Annotated in this window: 16 protein-coding genes and 1 pseudogene; 3 read left to right on the top strand and 14 right to left on the bottom strand. The window is 65.2% G+C overall.

What is annotated here, in order from left to right; genetic code table 11:
- Positions 1-64: 64 nt before the first annotated feature.
- The 3 genes and pseudogenes from ACYVAN_RS12480 to ACYVAN_RS12490 all read right to left on the bottom strand — a co-directional run bounded on the left by ACYVAN_RS12480 (position 65) and on the right by ACYVAN_RS12490 (position 2,324).
- Entirely contained in the window at positions 65-856 is a 792-nt protein-coding gene (locus ACYVAN_RS12480) for an MFS transporter (protein ID WP_460959009.1), read from the bottom strand.
- A gap of 25 nt (positions 857-881) precedes the next feature.
- A pseudogene (locus tag ACYVAN_RS12485) lies at positions 882-1,256 on the bottom strand (MFS transporter); the annotation flags it as partial.
- A 180-nt stretch (positions 1,257-1,436) separates the two neighbouring features.
- On the bottom strand, positions 1,437-2,324 hold the full coding sequence (locus ACYVAN_RS12490; RefSeq protein WP_460959011.1) for an SMP-30/gluconolactonase/LRE family protein: 888 nt from the start codon (positions 2,322-2,324) through the stop codon (positions 1,437-1,439).
- Positions 2,325-2,697: 373 nt separating this feature from the next.
- Between ACYVAN_RS12490 and ACYVAN_RS12495 the strand changes: the two genes are divergently transcribed.
- Positions 2,698-3,795, top strand: coding sequence for a LacI family DNA-binding transcriptional regulator (locus ACYVAN_RS12495; RefSeq protein WP_460959013.1), 1,098 nt, complete (start codon positions 2,698-2,700; stop codon positions 3,793-3,795).
- Positions 3,796-3,980: 185 nt separating this feature from the next.
- Here ACYVAN_RS12495 and ACYVAN_RS12500 read toward each other — a convergent pair whose 3' ends face one another.
- The 4 genes from ACYVAN_RS12500 to ACYVAN_RS12515 form a co-directional block, all read right to left on the bottom strand.
- Positions 3,981-5,159, bottom strand: a complete 1,179-nt coding sequence (locus tag ACYVAN_RS12500; RefSeq protein WP_460959015.1) for a glycerate kinase — start codon at positions 5,157-5,159, stop codon at positions 3,981-3,983.
- Positions 5,156-5,719, bottom strand: coding sequence for a gamma carbonic anhydrase family protein (locus tag ACYVAN_RS12505; protein WP_460959017.1), 564 nt, complete (start codon positions 5,717-5,719; stop codon positions 5,156-5,158). Before ACYVAN_RS12505 ends, ACYVAN_RS12500 begins: the two co-directional genes overlap by 4 nt.
- A complete protein-coding gene (locus ACYVAN_RS12510) occupies positions 5,703-6,734 on the bottom strand; it encodes a ketopantoate reductase family protein (protein WP_460959019.1) in 1,032 nt (343 codons plus the stop codon). The genes ACYVAN_RS12505 and ACYVAN_RS12510 overlap by 17 nt, the downstream gene beginning before the upstream one ends.
- 136 nt (positions 6,735-6,870) lie before the next feature.
- Positions 6,871-7,803, bottom strand: coding sequence for a beta-keto acid cleavage family enzyme (locus ACYVAN_RS12515; RefSeq protein WP_460959021.1), 933 nt, complete (start codon positions 7,801-7,803; stop codon positions 6,871-6,873).
- A gap of 362 nt (positions 7,804-8,165) precedes the next feature.
- On the opposite strand from ACYVAN_RS12515, the gene ACYVAN_RS12520 reads away from it, so the two are divergent.
- Positions 8,166-8,987 (top strand): CoA transferase subunit A, encoded by an 822-nt coding sequence (locus ACYVAN_RS12520; RefSeq protein ID WP_460959023.1) that lies wholly within the window; start codon positions 8,166-8,168, stop codon positions 8,985-8,987.
- A gap of 1 nt (position 8,988) precedes the next feature.
- Entirely contained in the window at positions 8,989-9,648 is a 660-nt protein-coding gene (locus ACYVAN_RS12525) for a 3-oxoacid CoA-transferase subunit B (protein ID WP_460959025.1), read from the top strand.
- Between the two features lie 980 nt (positions 9,649-10,628).
- Here the strand turns inward: ACYVAN_RS12525 and ACYVAN_RS12530 are convergent.
- From ACYVAN_RS12530 to ACYVAN_RS12560, 7 genes are all read right to left on the bottom strand, one after another.
- Entirely contained in the window at positions 10,629-11,966 is a 1,338-nt protein-coding gene (locus ACYVAN_RS12530; protein WP_460959027.1) for an MFS transporter, read from the bottom strand.
- 462 nt (positions 11,967-12,428) lie between these two features.
- Positions 12,429-13,223 (bottom strand): SDR family oxidoreductase, encoded by a 795-nt coding sequence (locus ACYVAN_RS12535; protein WP_460959029.1) that lies wholly within the window; start codon positions 13,221-13,223, stop codon positions 12,429-12,431.
- 3 nt (positions 13,224-13,226) lie between these two features.
- A complete protein-coding gene (locus ACYVAN_RS12540; protein ID WP_460959031.1) occupies positions 13,227-14,576 on the bottom strand; it encodes an MFS transporter in 1,350 nt (449 codons plus the stop codon).
- A gap of 90 nt (positions 14,577-14,666) precedes the next feature.
- Positions 14,667-15,668 carry a zinc-dependent alcohol dehydrogenase gene (locus ACYVAN_RS12545; protein ID WP_460959033.1) on the bottom strand — a complete coding sequence of 334 codons (1,002 nt, stop codon included), beginning with the start codon at positions 15,666-15,668 and terminating at the stop codon, positions 14,667-14,669.
- Positions 15,669-15,696: 28 nt separating this feature from the next.
- On the bottom strand, positions 15,697-16,236 hold the full coding sequence (locus ACYVAN_RS12550) for a 2,4'-dihydroxyacetophenone dioxygenase family protein (RefSeq protein WP_460959035.1): 540 nt from the start codon (positions 16,234-16,236) through the stop codon (positions 15,697-15,699).
- A gap of 144 nt (positions 16,237-16,380) precedes the next feature.
- Complete coding sequence (locus ACYVAN_RS12555) at positions 16,381-17,205, bottom strand: IclR family transcriptional regulator (protein ID WP_460959037.1); 825 nt, start codon at positions 17,203-17,205, stop codon at positions 16,381-16,383.
- Between the two features lie 2,474 nt (positions 17,206-19,679).
- Positions 19,680-20,675: a LacI family DNA-binding transcriptional regulator gene (locus tag ACYVAN_RS12560; RefSeq protein WP_460959039.1), complete on the bottom strand. Its 996-nt coding sequence runs from the start codon at positions 20,673-20,675 to the stop codon at positions 19,680-19,682.
- Positions 20,676-20,705: the final 30 nt, after the last annotated feature.

Here is a 20,705-nt window from a genome sequence, read left to right on the forward strand (position 1 = left end):
TCTGTCTGGGCCCGTTCAGGCCAGTCGTCGCCGCGTCTGCAACGGTGTCCGAGCCGTTGCCTTACTACTGGCGAGATGAGTTGCCCGCTGGGGCCGTGACTGAAGTTCGACTGCGCCGGTCGCGTCCTTGTCCTACGAAGAGCTGCAGGAGCACACCGAGTACGGCGCAGGCGGCCATGACGAAGAAGCAGATGGCATACCCGCTGGAAGCATTCCAGCCGCCGCCAAGGGAGATGAGGCTCCCCAAGAAAAGCGGTGCTAGGCCGCCGCCGAGGAACATCGCTGTCGTGACCATACCGTTCGCGGTGGAAGTCGCGCCGGGAGGAGCTGTGTCGGAGACCGCTGCGTAGTAGATGGGCCACACGGCATTGGCGACGAGACCGAATGCGAGTTGGACGATCACCACGAGCAGTGATGAGGTGGCGAAGTAGAAGCATGCCACCGACAGCGCCATCCACAGCCCGCAGATCACAATGGTCACCCGGCGCCCGATGATGTCGGACAGGGTTGGCCAGAGCACCTGGCCCAGAATCCCGGTGAACGTGAAAACCACGCTCAGACCGGCTGATTCGGACAAGGACAGTCCGATCACGTTGTAGAGGTAGGCTGGCAAGACCACGTTGATTCCCATGTAGACGACCTGTGTGAGCAGCGTGGTCCCGGCGGTCAAGGTGATGTTGCGGTCGCGGAAGCATTTGGCCAGTAGTTTCTTCTGCGACCGGCCGGGTTTGGTGTGAGCAGAAGTGCTGTCGGGAGGCGTCAGCCCTTGAGCCGCGATGTCGTCGTACAGTACTTCGATCTTGTCCGCGGTCGAGTACTTGCCCCAGAACAACATCAGCGGGACCGCGAACACCACCCCGAGGAAGACTGTAGGACCAGTTGTCTGGGCCGAGCAGGGTGAGAACGCCCGAGGTGACGATGCCGGTGAGCAGTGATCCAACGGGGTAGCCGGTGTGGTGGGCGCCTAAGGCGAAGCCGCGGCGTTCCTGGGGCCACCATTCGGCCGTGTTGCTGATGCCGACGGGCTCGCCCCATCCGGTACCGAGATTCACCCCGACCCGCAGAGCCACGAATGTGATCAGGTGGGAGCTGAGGAACTTCAACCCCGAAATGAACGACAGCGCGGTGTAGCCGATCACCAGTGGTACCTGGAAGCGGGCGCGCCGGTGACCGCCGCCGTACTTGTCGCTGAGAACCGAGCCGGGTATGGGTAGCACGGCCAAGGCCAGCATGACCAGCGAGGCGATCTGCCCCATGTATTGGGCGCAGGTGAAAATGGTCTGAAATCGTCGGACCGAGCCGCAGGATGATTTCGCGGTCGTATCAGCCAGCAGACCCCGAGCGATATCCACGAATACTTGTGCGTTTTTCTGAGCAGCGCAAGGCGCGATGGGTTATTCATGTGGGCTCCTAGTGACGTGGAGTTGCGGGCTGGGCTAGGCGCCGAATCGGTTCTCGGGAATACCCGTTACGCCCAGGCCGTGGATCGCGAACAGCGATCCACGCAACTGTCCGTCGCCGGGGAAACGGGGCAGGGGTGGTTTGGCCATCGATGTGATGTAGAGGGTTTTCAGATCCGGCCCGCCGAACATCACGCTCGTCGCCTTGAGCACGGGAAGGTCGATCGTGCGGTCGACGGTTCCGTCCGGCGCATAGCGGATGATCTGCCCGCCGTAGACCAGTGCCTGCCACAGATAACCCTCGGCATCGACGGTCGCTCCGTCCGCAGCGCCTCCTGAGCTGGTGTCGACCTTGACAAATGTCCTGCGGTTGGTAGCGGCGCCTGTTGCCAGGTCGTAGTCGTAGGCCCATATTTCGCCGGTCCAGGTGTCGGCGAAGTAGAAGGTGCGCGCGTCCGGACTCCAGCAAGGCCCGTTGGAAACGGTGATGTTCTGATCGAGAACGGTGAGCGAACCCCCGGCCTCGTAGCTGTAGAGCCGACCGCTCGGTGCGCCTTCCAAGGTGTCCATCGATCCGAAGACGAATCGCCCCGCCTTGTCGACCTTGCCGTCGTTGAGCCTGTTGTTCAGCAGTCCCGGCTCCGGAGCGACCAAGTGCTCCTGCTGTCCGGTTCGCAGGTCGAGCAGCGAAAGTCCGCTTTGCAGCCCGACAATCGCACTATTGCCGTCGCGGCACAGCGCCATCGAGCCGATCTTCTCGCCGACTTCCCACGCGCGGATGCGTGCTCCGTCCGCGGTCGAGCGGAAGATCCGCCCGTCGGCGCTGTCGATCCAGTAGAGGAGCTCCTGCTCGGCATCCCAGAGCGGGCCTTCCCCCAGGGTGGTCTTCACATCGGCGATCACGTCGATCGTGTAGTCGGACATTGACCGGACCTCATCTTCCTCGGTGCCGTGAAAACGGCGGTGCATCGTTGCTGTCGAGGGATCGCCTCTGTGCGTGGGCGGCCTGAGGAGGCGCCGCCGAACGTGGCTTCAGAAGCTAGGTAGGCTGGGCCTGTTAAGCAACGTTAAGTTGACCTGGAGTCACCGTTGCTGGACAAAGCAGGTTTCGCCCGACGTAACCGCAGCACGAAAACGATGTTCGACGCTAATTTTCTTCGGCCGGATTGACGTGATCGTCGGTCTTAATGCCGGTGTGATCGCCCGCATAGCTTAACGTTGCTTAACGGTTGGGTTGCTTCTAGCGTGACCTCGTCCGCAGTTCGAGCCCGATGATGGCGTGGGGAGGTGACTCTCGATGTCAAGCAGTGGTGCTGCCGGCGTCCGAGACCGCACGCGGGCCACGAGGGTTTCGGCGGCCGCGGTCGCCCGTGCGGCAGGGGTATCTCCGGCCGCCGTGTCCTATGTGATGAACGGCCGTCCCGGAGTGTCGAGCGAGACGCGCGCCTGGATACTCGAGGTGGCCGAGAAACTCGGTCACACCTCAAGTGAGCGGGCGTCCCAGCTTCGCTCCCAGCGGACCCGGGTGATCGGGCTGGTCCTCACCGATCTGGCGAACCCCTTCTACACCGAAATCGCGGCGGGAGCGATCGACGCCGCCCGGGATCGCGGGTACGAGGTCTTCCTCGCCCACACCCAGGAAGATCCCGACACACTTCGTTCGGTCGCCGAGGCGATGGCCGCCCGCCAGGTCGACGGGATGATCCTGACGGTGCTGCACCCCGACGACGGGGACGTCATCCGCACACTGCGCAGTGCACACATCCCGTTCATCCAGCTCTCACGCCGGATCGACCAGGTGGATGCCGACTTCGTGGGGATCGACGATCAGGCGGCAGCAAGCGACATGATGCGGCACGTGCTTTCTCACGGCTATCGGGATGTCGTCACCATCGTCGGTCCCCGGACCTCTAGCGCTTCTGCCGCCCGCGAGAAGGGCTTCATCGCGTCGGCCCGGGAACACGGAATCCGTACCGTCCACTCCGGACGGATCAGCACCTACTTGAGTGAGGAGGGAGGAGTCCGCGCCGTCGAGCAGGTGCTCGCCGGCAAAGCGCTTCCGCAGGCCTTAGTGTGCGGCAGTGACGTGATCGCGTTGGGTGCCATCGCTGCACTCCGTGCCCATTCCATCGCCGTGCCAGACGATGTCGCAGTGACCGGATTCGACGGCTTGTTCCCCAGGGCATCGGCTCTCGCCGAGCTCACGACCGTCGAACAGCCCCGCCGCGAGATGGCCGCACAGGCCCTGGATCTGCTGGTGAACCGAGTCGACGGCGTCGGCGGCTCGTACCAACACGTAGTCCGGGCCCACCGCATCCGCATCGGCACCACATGTGGATGCGGAGGAACGTCCGTGTCCACTTCACCGGGCACTGCGCTCACCGGCTCGGCGTGATCGACCACCTCGTCCAGTGGCGACCCACCGCCAGGCGCGATTCATCACGCCCACAGAACGGCAGGCCTTGGCTGCTTGTCCCCTCGCGGCTTCCGCAGCCGCACTCGAGTGAGCTCCAGCTGGCTCGGGTGCGGCTGTTTGCCCCACGCGTACCGGCAGCAACAAGCACAAACCACCGTGGATCTTTATGTATCTCCTGAAGGCAAGTGGTCATGTGCAATGCGTTCGGCGAGCTGATGCAGCAGCGGGACGGCATTGGTCATACACCGCGACGCGTCGTTCTCGATGTCGAGTAGCGCGTAGCCGGCAGAGATGCCCATCGTGTGCAACTGCTCGTCGGTCAGCTTGCGGCGCCCACAGACGGCGACCACCGGGATTCCGGTTGCCGCTGCGGCGGCTGCGACGCCTGCGGGAGCCTTTCCGGCCATGGTCTGCTCGTCCAGTGACCCTTCACCAGTGACTACCAGGTCGGCTCTGCTGAGATGCTCGTCGAACTTCACGAGCTCCAGAACGAGGTCAATTCCCGGTCGGATCTCGGCGCCGAGGGCGGCGAGGGCGGCAAAACCGACGCCGCCGGCGGCGCCGGCTCCGGCAGCGTCGCGGTGGTCCACACCTGTTGCAGCCGCCATCGCGTCCCCCCAGGCCGTCAGATTTGCGTCGAACCGCAGGAGGTCGTCTGGGGTCACGCCCTTCTGCGGTCCGTAGATCGCAGCAGCGCCGTATGGTCCGGTAAGAGGGTTGTCGACGTCACAGGCCAACACGATCTCGGCCTCGTCGAGGGCGGGGTGCATCGCGGTGAGGTCCACTCGGGCAACCGCGTCGAGGTGAGCACCGGGGTCAGGAACTGGAGCATCTGCCGCGTCGAAGAGACGTGCTCCCAGGGCTGCCAGCATCCCGGCGCCGCCGTCGGTACTGGCGCTGCCTCCTAAGCCGAGGAAGATGTACCGGCAGCCGGCGTCCAGGGCAGCCGCGATCACCTCGCCCGTGCCTCGGGATGTCGCAGTCCACGGTGCGAGCGTTCTACCGGGTAACCGCGCCAGCCCAGACACATGCGCGAGTTCGACAACGGCCCGGCTGCCGAGCCGGGCGTATGCGGTGAGGACGGGCTGTCCAGTGGGGCCGGACGCCGATACCGGCACTAGCTCGTAGCCGGCCGCCGCCGCGGCCGCGAGCGTGCCGTCGCCCCCATCAGCGACAGGTACGATAGCAACATCAAACCTCGGGTGGACGGTACACAGACCTAGCCGCACCGCTTCGCCGACTTCCTCGGCCGAGAGTGAGCCTTTGAACTTGTCTGAGGCGACGAGGACGCGTGCGACGCTGGCACCGACGCGAGCCGGGTTTCCCGGCAGAACGGGGGTCATCGGACACTCACCGGACCTCCGGTCGGAGGGTGCCTGACGTTCTCTTCGCCGAACTCGCTGGAAGCGTAGCGTTCCGATAGCTCCACGTAGACCGTGCTGTTGTGCACGATTCCCGCTACCTCCTCGTCGGTGAGCTCACGGCGCACCCGGCCGGGGATGCCTGCAACGAGCGACCTGGGTGGAACGTCTGTGCCTTCGAGGACCACCGCCCCGGCTGCCACCAACGATGCGGCTCCGACCCTGGTGCCATTGAGCACCGTGGCGCGCATGCCGATCAGCACGTCGTTGCTGATCTCGCATCCATGCAGGATTGCTCCGTGGCCGACGGACACCCGGTCGCCCACCAGCAGCGGGACCCCAGGGTCCGCGTGCATGACGGTGCCGTCCTGGATGTTGGTCCGGTCGCCGACACTGATGCGGTCCTGGTCCGCCCGGAGTATCGTCCCGTACCACACGCTGGCATAACGTCCTATGTGGACGTCGCCGACAAGTGTCGCGCCAGGTGCGACCCATGCGTCTGCTGCGATCACCGGTCGTGGTGCGTTACCTGGCGATGACATGGGTGCTCACTGCGGCAAGGCGCCTGAACGCGTCAGGGCTAGCGCGGAACTCGCCCTGCTCGATCTCGTGGACGATCCGGGTCACTTCGGCGTTCAGCGGCGCCTCGCGGCCGATGCTGCGGGCCGCAGCGGCGACGCCGCCGTTGATGACGTCGACCTCGGTTCGCCGGGAGCGCTGCAGGTCCTGCAGCATCGATGCCTTGGTGGGCCCGGCCCGCACCATCAGTTGTTCCAGGGCACTCTCCGCGGCGGCACGGTCAGCTTCCTCGCGGGCGACCAGATGGCTGGCGGGCACTGCGAATACCTCCCCTGGCGTCATACCGAGGGCGAGGGCCGTTTCGTAGCCTTCCCGCCAGAGCTGCAGGGCCATGTCTCGGCCTACGGGGTCAGCCACGGCTTCCCGATAGAGACATCCACCGACCGCACCCAGCCCGGAGAAGGTGCTGTTGAGCAGGAGCTTGGTCCAGACCTGGTCGGTGATTGTCGGCGTGGTTTTCGCCTCCGCGATGCTCGCGAGGATTCGCTGCAGCTTGGCAAGCCGTTCTGTGTGGCTGCCGTCGAGCTCGCCCACGACCGTGGGCGCGTCCGTGGTCTGTCGCAGGTGACCGGGGCCGAGGTTGGTCGCTCCCCACTCCACCAGACCGACGATCAGCCGATCCCGGCCGACCAATGATTCCACCAGTTCGTGGACGAGGCCGTTGCCGAGCGAAACATAGGTGTCGACGCGGCCTCCTTCGATGAGGGGTGTCACGGCGGCCCGCAGCGCCAGTGACTTGACGGTGAGCAAGGCGAAGTCGAAGTGCCCAGTAAGCTCGGCGGGGTCCGAGACGGCCTGCAGGCAGCGGCGGGAGACTTGCCCGTCAACTTCTTCGAACAAGAGTCCCGGATCGCGAAGTGCTGCGGTGTGCGCGCGGTCGGCGTCGAGGACGGTGACGTCGTGTCCCGCGTGTGTCATCTGCGCGGCTGCGACACCGCCGATTGCGCCGCCGCCGACCACGATGATGCGTTCTGTCATGTTCGCCTCCAGAGTTTCGAGTGGTAACTGCCGGCAGGCCGCCGGTTCGGCGCGGCGCGCGTTCGCAGGTGGTGCCGGTCGGACTGGGTGGGGCCGGATGGGATCCCGGGCGGATCCGGCCGAGATGTCGAGTGGGTCAGAACCCGACAGCGGAGCGGCCTTTGAGCTGCAGGATCTTGCGCGCTTCGTCAGGGGTGGCGACCTCAAGGTTCAGTGCCTCAAGGATGGTGCGGATTCGCGTGACCTGCTGGGCATTGCTTTCTGCCAGCTGGCCGGGGCCGATCCAGAGCGAGTCCTCCAGGCCGACGCGCACGTGAGAACCGATCGCGGTCCCGATGCTCGCCAGCGGCATCTGGTTGCGACCGGCCCCGAGCACCGACCACTCGTAGTCCTCCCCGAAGAGCCGGTCGGCCGTGCGGCGCATGTGCATGAGGTCTTCTGGATCCGCACCAATACCACCCAGCAATCCGAAGACCGACTGGACGAACAGAGGACCGTCGGTCAGGCCACGGTCCCGGAAATGCGCGAGGTTGTTCAGGTGCGCGATGTCGTAGCACTCGAACTCGAAGCGTGTCCCGTTCGCACGCCCGAGCTCGAGGATGGTCTGGATGTCAGCGAAGGTGTTCTTGAAGACCAGGTCGCGGCTGTTCTCCAGGTTCTCCCGTTCCCACTCGTGTTCGAACTCCTTGAAACGCGCCAGCATCGGGTAGAGCCCGAAGTTCATCGAGCCCATGTTCAACGAGGCCAGCTCCGGCTTGAACTCCACGGCGGGCCGCATCCGGTCCGCCACAGGCATGTGCGGAGACCCGCCCGTTGTAAGATTGATAATCCCGTCGGTGTTCCTCTTGAGCGAGTCCAGGATCGGCGCAAAGTGCTCAGGATCCTGCGACGGTCGACCGTCCTTCGGGTCCCGGGCGTGCAGGTGCACGATCGCCGCCCCGGCCTCGACAGCACCCAGCGCTGCATCCGTGATCTCTTGGGCGGACACCGGCAAGTACTTCGACATCGACGGGGTGTGAATTGCCCCGGTGACGGCGCTGGTGATGATGACTTTCCTGGGCGACGGCATGGGTATCTCTCGCTTCGAGTGGAGTTGTCAGGCATGGTCGGCGCCCACGACTGTCCCGGGTCGCGGGGATTGTGGCGGCTAGCGGCGCAGTGACCCGCCGATAATCCGGTCCTCCTGCCGCTGTGCTGCCTCACGCAGCGCCTACAAGAGTGAGAGCCTCCAGAAGGGTTAAGCAACGTTAAGTGTTTCGAAGCAGTGGGTTCCTGTGATCGGCTCTAGGGCTCCTTTACGTTCGGACGCGTTTTGACTCACAGCCTGTGCGGTTCGGGGCTTTCGCGCCCACTTATCGTTGCTTAAGCGCTCCTGAGCTGCACAGGCTTGCTGCGCTCCTATGAGAGAGCGCAGCAGCAGGAGGCAAAGTAGTGGACAAAGTGGTCGCAAGCGCCACGGACGCCGTGGCGGATATTGGAACCGGCGCGACGCTCGCCGTCGGTGGATTCGGACTTTGCGGGATCCCTTCGGCGCTGATCGAGACAGTGCTGGATACGGGAATCGACGACCTCGAGGTGTTCGCGAACAACTGCGGAATTGATGATTGGGGGCTTGGCCGACTTCTAGCCGCCCGGCGGTTGCGCAGGATCGTGGCGTCCTACGTGGGAGAAAACAAGGAGTTCGCTCGCCAGTTCTTGACCGGTGAGCTGGAGGTAGAGCTGAATCCACAGGGCACGTTGGCTGAGCGGATGCGGGCGGGCGGCTCCGGAATTCCTGCGTTCTTCACCGCGGGCGGCAGCGGGACCCAGATTGCCGAGGGCGGCCTGCCCTGGCGCTACGCCGCCGACGGCAGCGTCGCCGTGGTTTCTCCTGCCAAGGAGACGAGGCAGTTCCGCGACGCTGTCGGGACGCTACGCGAGTTCGTCCTGGAACAGGCCTTGGTTGCTGACTTCGGCTTGGTTCGCGCCTGGCGCGGCGATCGACACGGAAACCTCGTGTATCGCGACTCCGCACGCAACTTCAACCCGCTGGCGGCAATGTGCGGGCGGGTAACGATTGCCGAGGTCGAGGAGCTCGTGGAGCCGGGGACGTTGGACCCCAATGAAGTACACACCCCGGGCGTATTCGTGCAGCGTGTGGTAGCACTCACCCACGAGCAGAGCACGGACAAGCGCATCGAGCGCCGCACCGTTCGACCGCGGCCGCAGGCATGGTCCGGGGCGTCTAGCAACGACGAGGAGGCTCGGAGCTGACATGGCATGGACTCGTGAGGAAATGGCGGCACGCGCGGCTGCCGAGCTCTCAGACGGCTCGTACGTCAATCTCGGCATCGGGTTGCCGACGCTCGTGCCCAATTACGTCCCTGACGACGTCGAGCTCGTGCTTCAGAGCGAGAATGGGATCCTCGGCGTTGGTGCCTACCCGTTCGACGGCGACGACGACCCGGACCTGATCAACGCAGGCAAGGAGACCGTGACGGTCCGGCGAGGCGCCTCATTCTTCGACTCCGCGACGTCGTTCGGGATGATCCGCAGTGGCAAGATTGATGCGGCCATGTTGGGCGCGATGCAGGTCTCGTCGGCCGGGGACATCGCCAACTGGATGATCCCTGGGAAGATGGTCAAGGGCATGGGCGGTGCGATGGACCTCGTCCACGGCGCCAAGCGGGTGATCGTACTGATGGAGCACGTGGCCCGCGACGGTTCGTACAAGATCGTGCACGAGTGTTCCCTGCCTTACACCGGCAAAGGCGTGGTACAGCGGGTCATCACCGACTTGGCAGTCATCGACATCACTCCCGAGGGCCTGTTGTTGACGGAGCTCGCGCCCGGTGTGCGGGAGGACGAGGTCCGCGCCAAGACCGAACCGTCGCTGATGGTGGGGCCCGGAGCAAGCCTGGAACGCGTCTCGTGACGATGTTCTGAGGTAACTCGTCACCGACATTTGTCGCGGCCCTGGGGCAGGGATGTCGTCGTTGTCTGGTCCGGCAGTCCCGGGAGATGCGCATCGTGGTGATGCGCATCTCCCGGTCGACGCGGAACCGGCCCGCATGGTTCATTGATCCGACCGCCCTGGCTGCGAATCGCATCGTTGGCAGCGCCCGTCTCGGCTATCGCTTCACGATTTCAAGGCCGTCTCTAATACAGGCAGTCTGGGCCAGCGTAGGTGCATGGAGCTCAGCTTGACCACGAGCTATCGTCATCGCGAGAGGTCGATGACCCGGCGCAGGCCGTAAGGAGGCGGTAAATCGCTGCCACGCCACTGAAATCGAACACCGATCTTGACCCGCGCGGCACCAACGCCTCGTACGGGTCGAGTAGTGCTTCTTGGCCAATGAGAAGACCGGTCCCCCGGCCGATCTTGTGGTGAACGGTCTTCGTGCTGTCGACCCGTGATGTGTGTTCTGCGTAGACCACGGCGATGCGCGGTGCTACCCAGACACGCAGCAGCCAGGGTGCGGGCGGGAATCAGTGGTTGGACGTCGTGGGATGGTGAGGATGCGGTCGGCGAGGCTGTTCTCGGGGTGATGTGTCTTGTGCCACACCGACGGTGGCGGTCGTGCTGGCTGCAGCTACGGTCGGATGCGGGCTTCGCGTTACTCAGCACAGCGCGGGACGCAGTTACGCGAGAGTGGCCGCTCTTTTCCGGGGTTGCTGGAACGGAGTCGGGTGCGGTGGGGTCGTCTGCGGACTCGTGGTCGCTTGGGTCGGAGTCGTTTCGGCCACGGCTACTCCATGCTGGTGGTCGGTCTTTGGGGCAAACGGTGCGGAGAAATGATTGCGCGACGGGCCGAGCTTGCACAGGAGTGCCAGAACAACCCGTCGCGCATACTTCAGGACCTGCGGTACCCATGCAAGCGACCGTGTCGCCGTATGATACCCAACCCCCTGTGGTTACTTAGCGGATCTCGCCGCATGAGGACGAATGGCCGCGTCGTGCTTGGGAAATCCAAGGCCGATCAGGGCGCCGATCAACACGAGTCCGGCGACGAACCACAGTCCAGACAACGCGCTGCCTGTCGCATCCTCCAGCAGGCCCATCACGTATGGGCCGACGAAGCCACCAAGAATGCCGAGGGTGTTCATCAGCGCAATTCCTCCAGCCAATGTCGCGCCCGACAAGCGAGTGGAGGGAACTGCGAACATGATCGGCTGCACGACGAAGAAGCACCCAGCGGTCAGGCAGAATCCCAGGAGTGCGACTACGGGAGGCGCTACTGCGGCGATTACCAAACCAACTGTCATCGCCGACAGTCCGGCGACCAGAATGCTGCGAGCACGTGAGGCGTTGGTCGCGAATCGAGGTAGCAGGAGAGCGCCGATCGCCGCGGCCACCCACGGAAGAGCGGTGATGAGACCGACGGTGAAGCTGCTCATCTCGCCCCACGAATCGATGATCGTGGGCAGAAAGTAGGTGAGGCTGTAGACGGCGATCTGATGGCAGAAGTAGACTGCGATAGCCATCACGATCAACTTGTCCTTCAGGACGCCGGCAAAAGAGTGCGTGCCGGACTCAGCCGCACCGGCCTCCTGCTCGGCCCTGAGGCGTGCCTCGAGCTGCACGGCCTGCTCCGGGCTCAGCCACTTCGCGTCGCGTGGGCCGTTCGGCAGTACGTTCCAGACGACCACTGCAAGGACGACGGCCGGCAATCCCTCGATGATGAACATCCACTGCCAGCCATGTAGGCCCCCGGCACCGTCGAGCCCCAAAAGCGCTCCGCCCAGCGGTGCGCCAATGATGTTGGCGACGGGAACGGCAGCGAGGAACATGCCCATGGCTGCAGCACGCTGGCGATGGGTGAACCAGTAAGTCAGATACAGCATGACCCCCGGGAAGAAGCCGGCCTCCGCGATTCCCAGGAGCACCCGCATCACATAGAACGACGTTTCACCCTGGACAAAGGCTGTACCTGCCGAGAGGAGACCCCATGTGATCATGATCCGGGTGATCCAGAAGCGCGCTCCGAACCGGTGCATCATGAGATTGCTGGGCACCTCGCACAACGAATACGCGAGGAAAAACAGACCGGCGCCCAGGCCGAATGCAGCTGCCGATATTCCGAGATCGACCTCGAGGTGCGTTTTGGCCAATCCAATGTTCGTGCGGTCGACGAATGAGATGATGTAGGCGATCATCAGCAGTGGCATCAGCTTGCGGGTGATCATTCTCGTCAGCTGCGGGTCTTCAGTAGTGGGCACGTCAGGCGCGCTGTCGGAAGTCGAGGACATCATCGTCCCTTTCCTCGCTTGTTTTGTGAGCGTGTACTCCGCGCCGAAGCGCCCGCTTGGACTCCTTGTCCGCTTGGATATCGGCGACGATCAAGCGGACACAATCAGCCATTTGCGGTTCGAACGGCGACGTGTGACGCACGCTAGGTTCGACCTCACCATTAAGCAACGTTAATCTTTCCACTTGGCGCGTCCGCTTGCCTTCAACGCGGTCACCGTCGACGGGACCGAGGAGACCGCGATAGGCCAGCGCCGAGTTGCTTCTGCTTCCTGACGTTCGCTTCGGCCTGGGTGCGATCTAGGTCGGCTCAACCACTACGACGACCTCGAACGCCCTCGTCGGCAGCAGCCCCGACTTTCAACTGCAACCTTGGATTGACCACTGCGTACCTCCGTGAGTGGGCCCGCTGTCCACGCGGTGATGGCGGGCAGGGCGTGCCGGCGAGGGTCGTTCTTTGGCTGGATCTAGCGTGCTAGCCATCCGCCGTCGACGGTCAGGACGCTGCCGGTGACGTAGCTGGAGGCGGATGAGGCCAGGTAGACGACGGCTCCGGCGAGGTCGTTGGCTTCGCCCCAGCGGTTGGCTGGCATCCTGTCCTGCATCGCCTCGTACTTGGTCGAGTCCTGCCGGTGTGCTGCGGTGAAGTCGGTGAGCATGTAGCCCGGCGCGATGGCGTTGACGCGCACGCCGTGCGCTGTCCAATCGTTGGCCAGTGCTCGGGTGAGGCCCAGCAGTCCGTGCTTGGAGGCCGCGTACGCCGGAACCTCGACCCCGCCCTGGAAGCTGTTGATCGACGCTATGTTGATCACGCTTCCCTGTGTGCCGGTGTTCGTGAGTGCTTGTGCGAAGGCCTGGGCCAGTATGAACGGTGTGGTCAGGTTCAGGTCGATCACCGCGTGCCAGTCTTCGGCGCTGGTGTGCATCGCCGGACCGCGCCGGATCGTGCCTGCGTTGTTGACGAGCACGCTGGTGTCCGGCGCCGCGCTCAGCGCCCGGCTGATCAGCTCCTGTGCAGTCGCGGGGCTCAGTGATCGCAGGTCGGCCTGGTGCGCGTGGCACAGCACTCCGCGCGACTCGACTTCCCTCGCCAGTTCGGCGAGCGGTGCGGCGTCGAGGGCGACGATGTCGGCACCGGCTTCCGCGAGCGCAAGTGCCATCGCCCTGCCCAGCCCTCTGGCCGCACCCGTCACGATGGCGGTGCGCCCGTGCAGGTGGAAGAGGTCCAACGAGCTGGTCGGTTGGTGTTCGGCTGTATGCATCGGTCAGTTGCTCCCGGCCTTGTCGAGCGTCCGGTCGTGGCGCAGGGAGGATCCCGCTGTCTCCTTGGCGGCAACGACGGCTACCAGCGTGATCAGTGTCGCGATCGCGAGGTAGATGCTGACCGCGGTGGTGTTGCGCTCATCGACGGTACCGAGCAGGGCGACGGAGATCATCGGTGCGAGACCACCGGCAAACACCGATGCCAGCTGGTAGCCCAGCGAGGCGCCGCTGTAGCGGACGGTCGTGCCGAACAGCTCGGAGAACAGGGCCGCTTGGGGTGCGTACATGAAGGTCGTGAAGCTCAGGCCGATCACGATGGCCAGCGTGATCACCACCTGGTCGCCGGTGTCGACCATCGGGAAGAACACGAAACCCCAGATCCCGGTGCCGATCGCGCCGAAGAGGTAGAGCGGGCGGCGCCCTACCCGGTCGGAGAGTGCGCCGATGAGGGGGGTCAGGACGAGCTGGGCCGCCGAGCCTGCCAGGACGCCGACGATGGCCACGGATTTCGGCATGTGCAGGTAGGTCACCAGGTAGGTGAGCACCACGATCGAGAAGATGTAGTAGGCGATGTTCTCGGTCATCCGCAGCCCCATCGCGATCAGCACCTCACGCGGGTAGCTGCGGAGGACCTGCAGCAGCGGAGCGCGCTTGTCGGGCTCGGATTCGCGAACGGCCTTGGCATCGGCGAAGACCGGGGATTCCTCGATGCTCAGCCGCACCCACATGCCAACGAGCACCAGCAATGCGCTGAGCAGGAACGGGATCCTCCAACCCCACGCCTGGAAGTCCTGGTCGGTCTGGACCGCGGCGAGCACCCACAGCACCGCCGCCGAAAGCAGGTTGCCCGCCGGAACGCCGGCTTGGGGCCAGGAGGACCAGAACCCGCGCCGGCTGTCGTCGCCGTGCTCGGCGGCCATGAGCACCGCTCCGCCCCATTCACCGCCGACGGCGAATCCTTGCAGCATGCGGCAGGTCAGCAGTAGCAGGGGAGCGGCTATGCCGACGGTGGCGTAGGTGGGCAGGAGTCCGATGGCGAAGGTCGCGGTGCCCATCAGCAGTAGGCTGACGACCAGCATGGTCTTGCGGCCGAGCTTGTCGCCGAAGTGCCCGAAGATGATGCCGCCCAGCGGGCGGGCGACGAATCCGATGGCGTAGGTGCCGAAAGCAAGCATGGTCGCCGCCGCTGGTTCGGATTCGGGGAAGAACAGTGGTCCGAACACAAGCGCGGCGGCGGATCCGTAGAGGAAGAAGTCGTACCACTCGATCGCGGTGCCGATCAGGCTCGCGAACACGACCTTGCCGATCGATGCGCGCGGTGAATTCCGCGTGGTGGTCTCGGTTCTGGCCATGGTGTCTCCTCCTTGAAACGCCGGCCAATGTATGGAAATAAATTTGGGATGCAGGGTCTTTCGCGGCAGTACTGGTGTCCGCGTGCCTGGTTAGGGGATTACAGCGGCTTTGAAGACCTCGGCCGCTGCGGCCGTTTGCAGCGCTTGGCCGGCATCAGCCAGCGGGTAGGTCGTGACCAGGGAAGACCATGTCTCCGGGGCGGACGCCAGGATGCTCATGGCATCGCGGTAGTCAGCCGCCAGCGAGCCGTAGCTGCCCTGCATCCGAATCTCGTTGCGGGTTAGCACGTTCACGTCCGGGTCGGTGGCGCCGCCGAACAGTGCCGGAACCACGACTGTGCCGCCCGTCTTGATCCGGTGCAGGGACGCTTGGAGTGCCTGGGACGATCCCGATGCCTCGACCCACCCGCCGGGACGTGTTCCTATGTCCTCACCGGCGATGCCGGTCTCCAGTCCCAGCGAGGCCGCGACCTCGAGGCGGCGGTGTCGATCTCGTTCGGCCCCCACGAGCACGACGCGGTGGCCGCGTTGCCGCAGCAGCAGGGCGATCATCAGACCGATCGGGCCGGGTCCGCTGACCACCGCGTCATGTGCGGCGTCGGCGCGCTCGAGGTGCTTGACCGCCCGGCGGGCCACCGAGAGCGGCTCGGTGAGCACCAGGGTGCTGCCGGGTAGGTCGACGTCGACGGGAACGAGCCGCCGTTGGTCGATGGTGAAGAACTCCGCCGCCGCACCGTCGAACGACAACCCGAGCACCGTCCGGTCCCGGCAGCTCTGCCGGAGACCTTCGTGGCAGGTCGGGCAGTCTCCGCAGCCGTCGATGGACACGGGCACGACTCGGCGCCCTACCCACTGCTGGTCAGCCCCGAGGCCGACGGCGACGACTTCGCCGATCGCCTCGTGCCCCAGCGTCACCGGTGTCCGCACCCAGTCGTAGCCCGCGTCCTGGCGCCACGCGTGGACGTCGCTACCGCACAGCCCGCAGGCCTCGGTGCGCACCAGAACGTGCCCTGCAGGCGGGCGGGGGATTTCCCGCCCGCCGACGCCCGCGTCGCCGGGAGCGGCGCTGCGCTTGACCAGTGCGCTCATCATCCCGTTCGAGGTGGGCGTCGGCGTAGCCTCAGCGGATGAACTGGTCGACATAGTCCGCGCCGAGACCGACGGCCGCGTAGTGCTTGCGCGCGGCTTCGAGCTTGGTGAACACGTCCTCGACAGCGACTGGGTTGCCGTCGGGGTCGACGTAGATGTAGGCGCCGGTGACGTGGAACAGGGTGACCATCTCCTGCACGCCATCGGGAACCTCGAGGGTGTGGATGTCGCCCGGCGGCTCGAAGGCGTAGCTGCCTTCCTCGGCCCACCAGTCGTGCTCCAGGTAGTGCCAGCGGCCCTTGAGCGTCGTGGCGTGCACCGGTCCCGCGTGCCGGTGGCGGGACAGGATGCCCGTCTTGCGGACCCGGAGGATGTTGACGAAGTAGCCCTGGCTCACCGACAGCAGAAGCGGCCGGAAGCTCACGTCTGGTGCCTGCGGAACCCACAGCCGCTCATCGCAGTCCAGATCGAGGACCTGCGGGATCACCAGGTCCTCGAGCATGCCGTAGGGCTGCTCGCCGCGGTACGGAACGGCGGCGTCCTCCTGAGGCCGTTCTGACGTCGTGCTCATTCACGCCTCCTCGAAACGTCCGGTGCGAACCGGCGTTGGTGTGTTGCGGAGAAGTGATACGCCCGTCGACGACGATGTGGCGGAAAAGCGCCCGAACGTCCCGCGAGGCGGTTCAAAAGTGCCCGCATCGTGGTAACAAGCAGGTCAGAAACTGCTTCCGGGGGGCTCCTGCGACCGCGCGCGGCCCGATCGCGGGGCGCTGAGCTCGCCGATCTGCTGCGCCGCTCGCCGGATCACCTCCACGAGGCCCGGCTGGCGGTCCTTGTTGAGGATCTCCTCGGGCGAGCCCGCGATCGACACGGCTGCCAAGCATCGATCGTCGGGTGCCCAGATTGGTGCGCCGATCGCGGCAATGCCGATGGTGTTGTCCTCGGAGCTGACCGCGAATCCGTTTGTCCGCACCTTCTGCACCAGCGCCTCGATGTCGGCCAGGCGCCGGGGTGTCCGCTGCGTGAAGGCCTCGGCTACGCCGCCGCGCTCCTTCACGGTTTCGCGCCAGCGCTGGTAGAGCGCCTCGCCGCCAAAGGCGAGCAGCACCCGCGCTCCGGCTCCGGCGTGCAGCGGCAGCGAGCCGCCGAACTGGAGCCCGAAGCTGAGCAGCTCGCGACCGTCGATGCGCTCCACGCACACGGCCCGCAGCCCGCGCAGGACGTGGAGGTAAACCGTCAAACCGGTCTCGGTCCGCAACGCCCGAAGGACAGGCGCCGCGAGCCGGTGCTCGATGCCGTGCTCGACCGCCGCCCGCCCGAGCTGCATGAGCGTGAGCCCTAGCGCATAACGACCACGCTTGCTGGTCTCCTCGACCCACCCCATCTCCTGCAGGGTGGCCAACAAGCGGTAGATCGTGGTGCGCGGCTCACCGGTTGCCTCGGCCAACTGAACCACGGTCTGCGGGCCCCGATACGCCAGCGCTTCCATGAGCGCACCAGCCTTCTCAATAACCCTGACACCGCCGGTTGACGACCCCATGCTTGTGTCCCTCCTGGCTGAGACGGACAAGCAATTTACCATGATGCGGACATCGAATCGGAGGGCTCTTGGAACAGGTTCCCGGCGGTTCCGTATCCGCGGCTGGTCGACGAGCTGCACGGAAGCGATGGATCGGCCTTTACTGCAGTCCGAGGCGTCGGGTGACGGCGGCGACGGCCTTGTGGTGGGCTGGCGCACACGGGCCCATGATCCACAGGTTGTCGGTCAAGGGTTCGAAGCCGAGCGAGGCCCAGGTCCGACGGACCAGCTGCAAGGTGGGGGGTGGGGGTAAGGACCTGGTGGTCTTGTATTTGGTTGGTGCCGAGGTCGATGGGGAAGGGGTGTAAGGCGACGAGCCGGGGTCCGTCGCAGATCCATCGCAGCAGGCGAGCGGTGAGGAGTCGTGCGACGCCGTCGAGTCCGCGCCACGCGGGTGCGAGTCCTACGCGGTCGGGGATCACAACTTGGTTGCCGCCGGGGTCGAGTCTGTCTACGAGCTCGTCGGTGGGCCAGGAGGTATTTGCGGAGGGTGTATTCGTAGCCTTGGCGGGTGTTGGTTTCCATGACGTGGCCGGGTAGCCAGGCTTCGGTGACGTAGCGGTCCGCCCGCTGGTGAGGTCGAGGAATCGTCCTTCGGTGACGCCTACTCCGGCTCGGCGCCTGGTGCGGTCTGCGTCGCGTTTGCGGTTGAAGATGCCGCTGAGCGGGCCGGCCGCGCAAGTCCCAGTAGTAAGCGGTGTAGCCGCGCGCGGCCCTGCTTGTTGCGACGCAACCTGGAGTACCCCACCAAGTGCTCCTTTCGCTGCATGAGCTGTCTCACTCGCTGCGGCCCTATGGATCAACCAAGGATCAGTCCGGTCTGGGTTGAAGAGCTTCGTCTTCGGAGCGGGCCCTGATCACTGGGTGGTGGCGGCTGACGGGATGCCCAGTTGGTGGTGTTGGCGGATGTGGTGGGTGAGTGCGGGGGCGCGGCGTGAGCCGGCGCCGAGTTCTCGACGGAGGCTGTCGGCTGAGATCGGGCGCTGGTGCAGGGTCCGGTGCTGGGTATCGAGCCTGTATGCCTTGGCACGGAGTGGGTCATTTTGTGCGGGGCACCGCGCTTGTTCTTGCTGGTCAATATAGGGTTCTGGTTTTGTCCTGATCCCAGTCGCTGCTGATCTTGAGCTGGCGTTATTAATCTGACGGTCGGCGAGTGCGCGCGACGAGCCCGCGAGGTTCGCGCTCGGGGCTCGATGGGTGCCGCGGACCGCCCAGGTTTTGGTAGCTCGCCGAGTTCGCGGTGGGTCACCCAGGCTCATTAGCCCACTGCGGACCCGACATTCAATCCATCGTCGGCAATGCCGCCTCGGTCCGATTGTGCTGCCGGATGCGGCGTGTGAAGGGGCGGCGTTGACGCCCACGCTGAGGCTCCGGCGTAGCGCGTCGGCCGAGGCGTACCAGCCTGCCTCATCGGTTGACCGGATCGACCCATTTCATCCTGCGGTCTGCTGTCGAAGCCGTAATGTGCTGGCGCCGCCGCGGTGGACTGTCCGAGGTTCGGGTGCTGCCGCGGTACCTGGTATTCATTCCGCCGTTGTCAGCACCGTTGCTGGTTGGTGGTGTTGTCGAATGTGGCGGGTGAGGGTGCGGGCTCGGGTTGAGCCGATGCTGAGTTTCCGGCGGAGTGTGTTGGCTGAGATTGGGCGTTGGTACTGGTTCCAGTGTTCGGCGTCGAGGTGGTATGCCTCCTCGCGTAGCGGATCATCGTCCTCGTCGTGAGGTGCTTCTGGGGCAGCGTCCGCCTTGTCGGTGCTGTGACCAGCCATGTTGTTCACCACCGTGCGCAGCGCTGGCACATCCTCTGGTGCCTTTGTTGCCTCTGACGACGGGTTCGTCTCCTCGGACTCCGTCGAGTTCCGGGCCGCGATTTCGGCCTCGGTAACCTCGCGATCAGCCGCTGTGCGGCCTCCGCGCGGCGCCGCTTGAGTGCCTGGTTGAGTAGTTCGACTGACTGCAGCAGTGCCAGGGGCGGGCAGGCGGCGACGGCGATGGCGAAGGCGTTGAGCTCGGGGGCGGAGGCGATGTTGGCGCACAGCGACAGCCCGATTCCGAGGATGAATGACAACCATGCCTTCCACTGCCCACTGGTTTGGTCGACGCGTAGGACTGGAATACCATCGCGCTGCCCCGCGATTTCGGCGGACCGTGGGCGGCGTCGTTGGCGCCACTGGTGAAGCCGCCCTCGTTGTGGTCTTCCAGCCCGGCTAACATCCCGGCGCCGTCGATTCTTCCGAACTCGACGACCTGCCCAGCACCGGGGATTTCCGTGGACGGTGTCCAATGCAGCTAGTCGATGGCTCGGTGGGCGGGGACCTCATTACCTTCTTCGTCGTTCCTGATTAAGGAGCTGTGGTCGCAGGGCTATCGACCTCGAACTCGGCGAAGGCGACCGGGCCCGTAGGGTCGGCCGGGTCGTAGACGGGCCGTGTATAGCGTTATGCGGGGCAGCCGCAGGATTCGCGGACGACGAGGGTGGGTTGGGTGGTCGTGACCACGGGGTGGTCGGCGGGCGTGCTGATGTGGGTGAGCAGAGTTTGGGCGGCGCGTTGGCCGAGTTCGGTGCTGCGGGTGGACACGCTGGTCAGGGGTGGTTCCCATAGGGCGGCTGTGGCGATGTCGTCGTAGCCGATCACGCGTGTTTCCCCGCTTCGTCCATGCTGCCGGAGGGCCCGGTAGATGCCGAAGGCAACATGGTCACTGTGGCACAGGATGGCTTCTGGCAGCCGGTCCTGTGCCAGTAGTTGTTTAGCGATTGCCAGACCACCCCGCCCGCTGGTTTCCCCGGGGTAGTCCGCCAGCGCGGATGCGGTCAGACCGTGGTCCTGCAGGGCTTGGGTGGCGCCGGTGATGCGGTCCCAGCGGGACAGTACCGATTCGGGGCCGCCGGCGTAGGCGAACGTGGTGCGTCCGTGTTCGAGGAGATGCTCGGCGGCGAGTCTGCCGCCAAGCACGTCGTCGGCTCCGACGTAGTGGGTCTCGACGTCGCGCAAGTAGCGGGTCATGAAGATGTGCTCCATGCCCCATGCGTTGAGCATGTCGACGAAGTCGCCGGTGGTACCGCTGGCGGGAACGATGGCCAGGCTGGCGACTTGGCGTTCGCGGAGTTCGGTGACGGCCCTGTATTGGGCGTCGACGTCGTTGTTCGTATCGACCAGCAGGCAGGTGTATCCGGCCTGGTTGAGTTCGTGTTCGAGCCCCTTTAGCAACTCGCCGAAGAACGGGTTGGCGAGGTTGGTGACGACGACGCCGATCGTGTCTCCGTGGCGGCTCCGCAGGGAGGCCGCACCGCGGTTGTAGACGTAACCGAGGGTGTGCATCGACTGCTGCACTCGGTTGCGGGTGGCTTCCGAGACGCGCCCGGTGCCACGGATGACTAGCGAGGCGGTAGCCCGCGAGACCCCGGCGTGCTCGGCGACCTCATTGAGCGTCACGCTCGTTCCCACTCGTGTGCCTCCGTCAGG

Source organism: Parasphingorhabdus pacifica, from assembly GCF_054779195.1.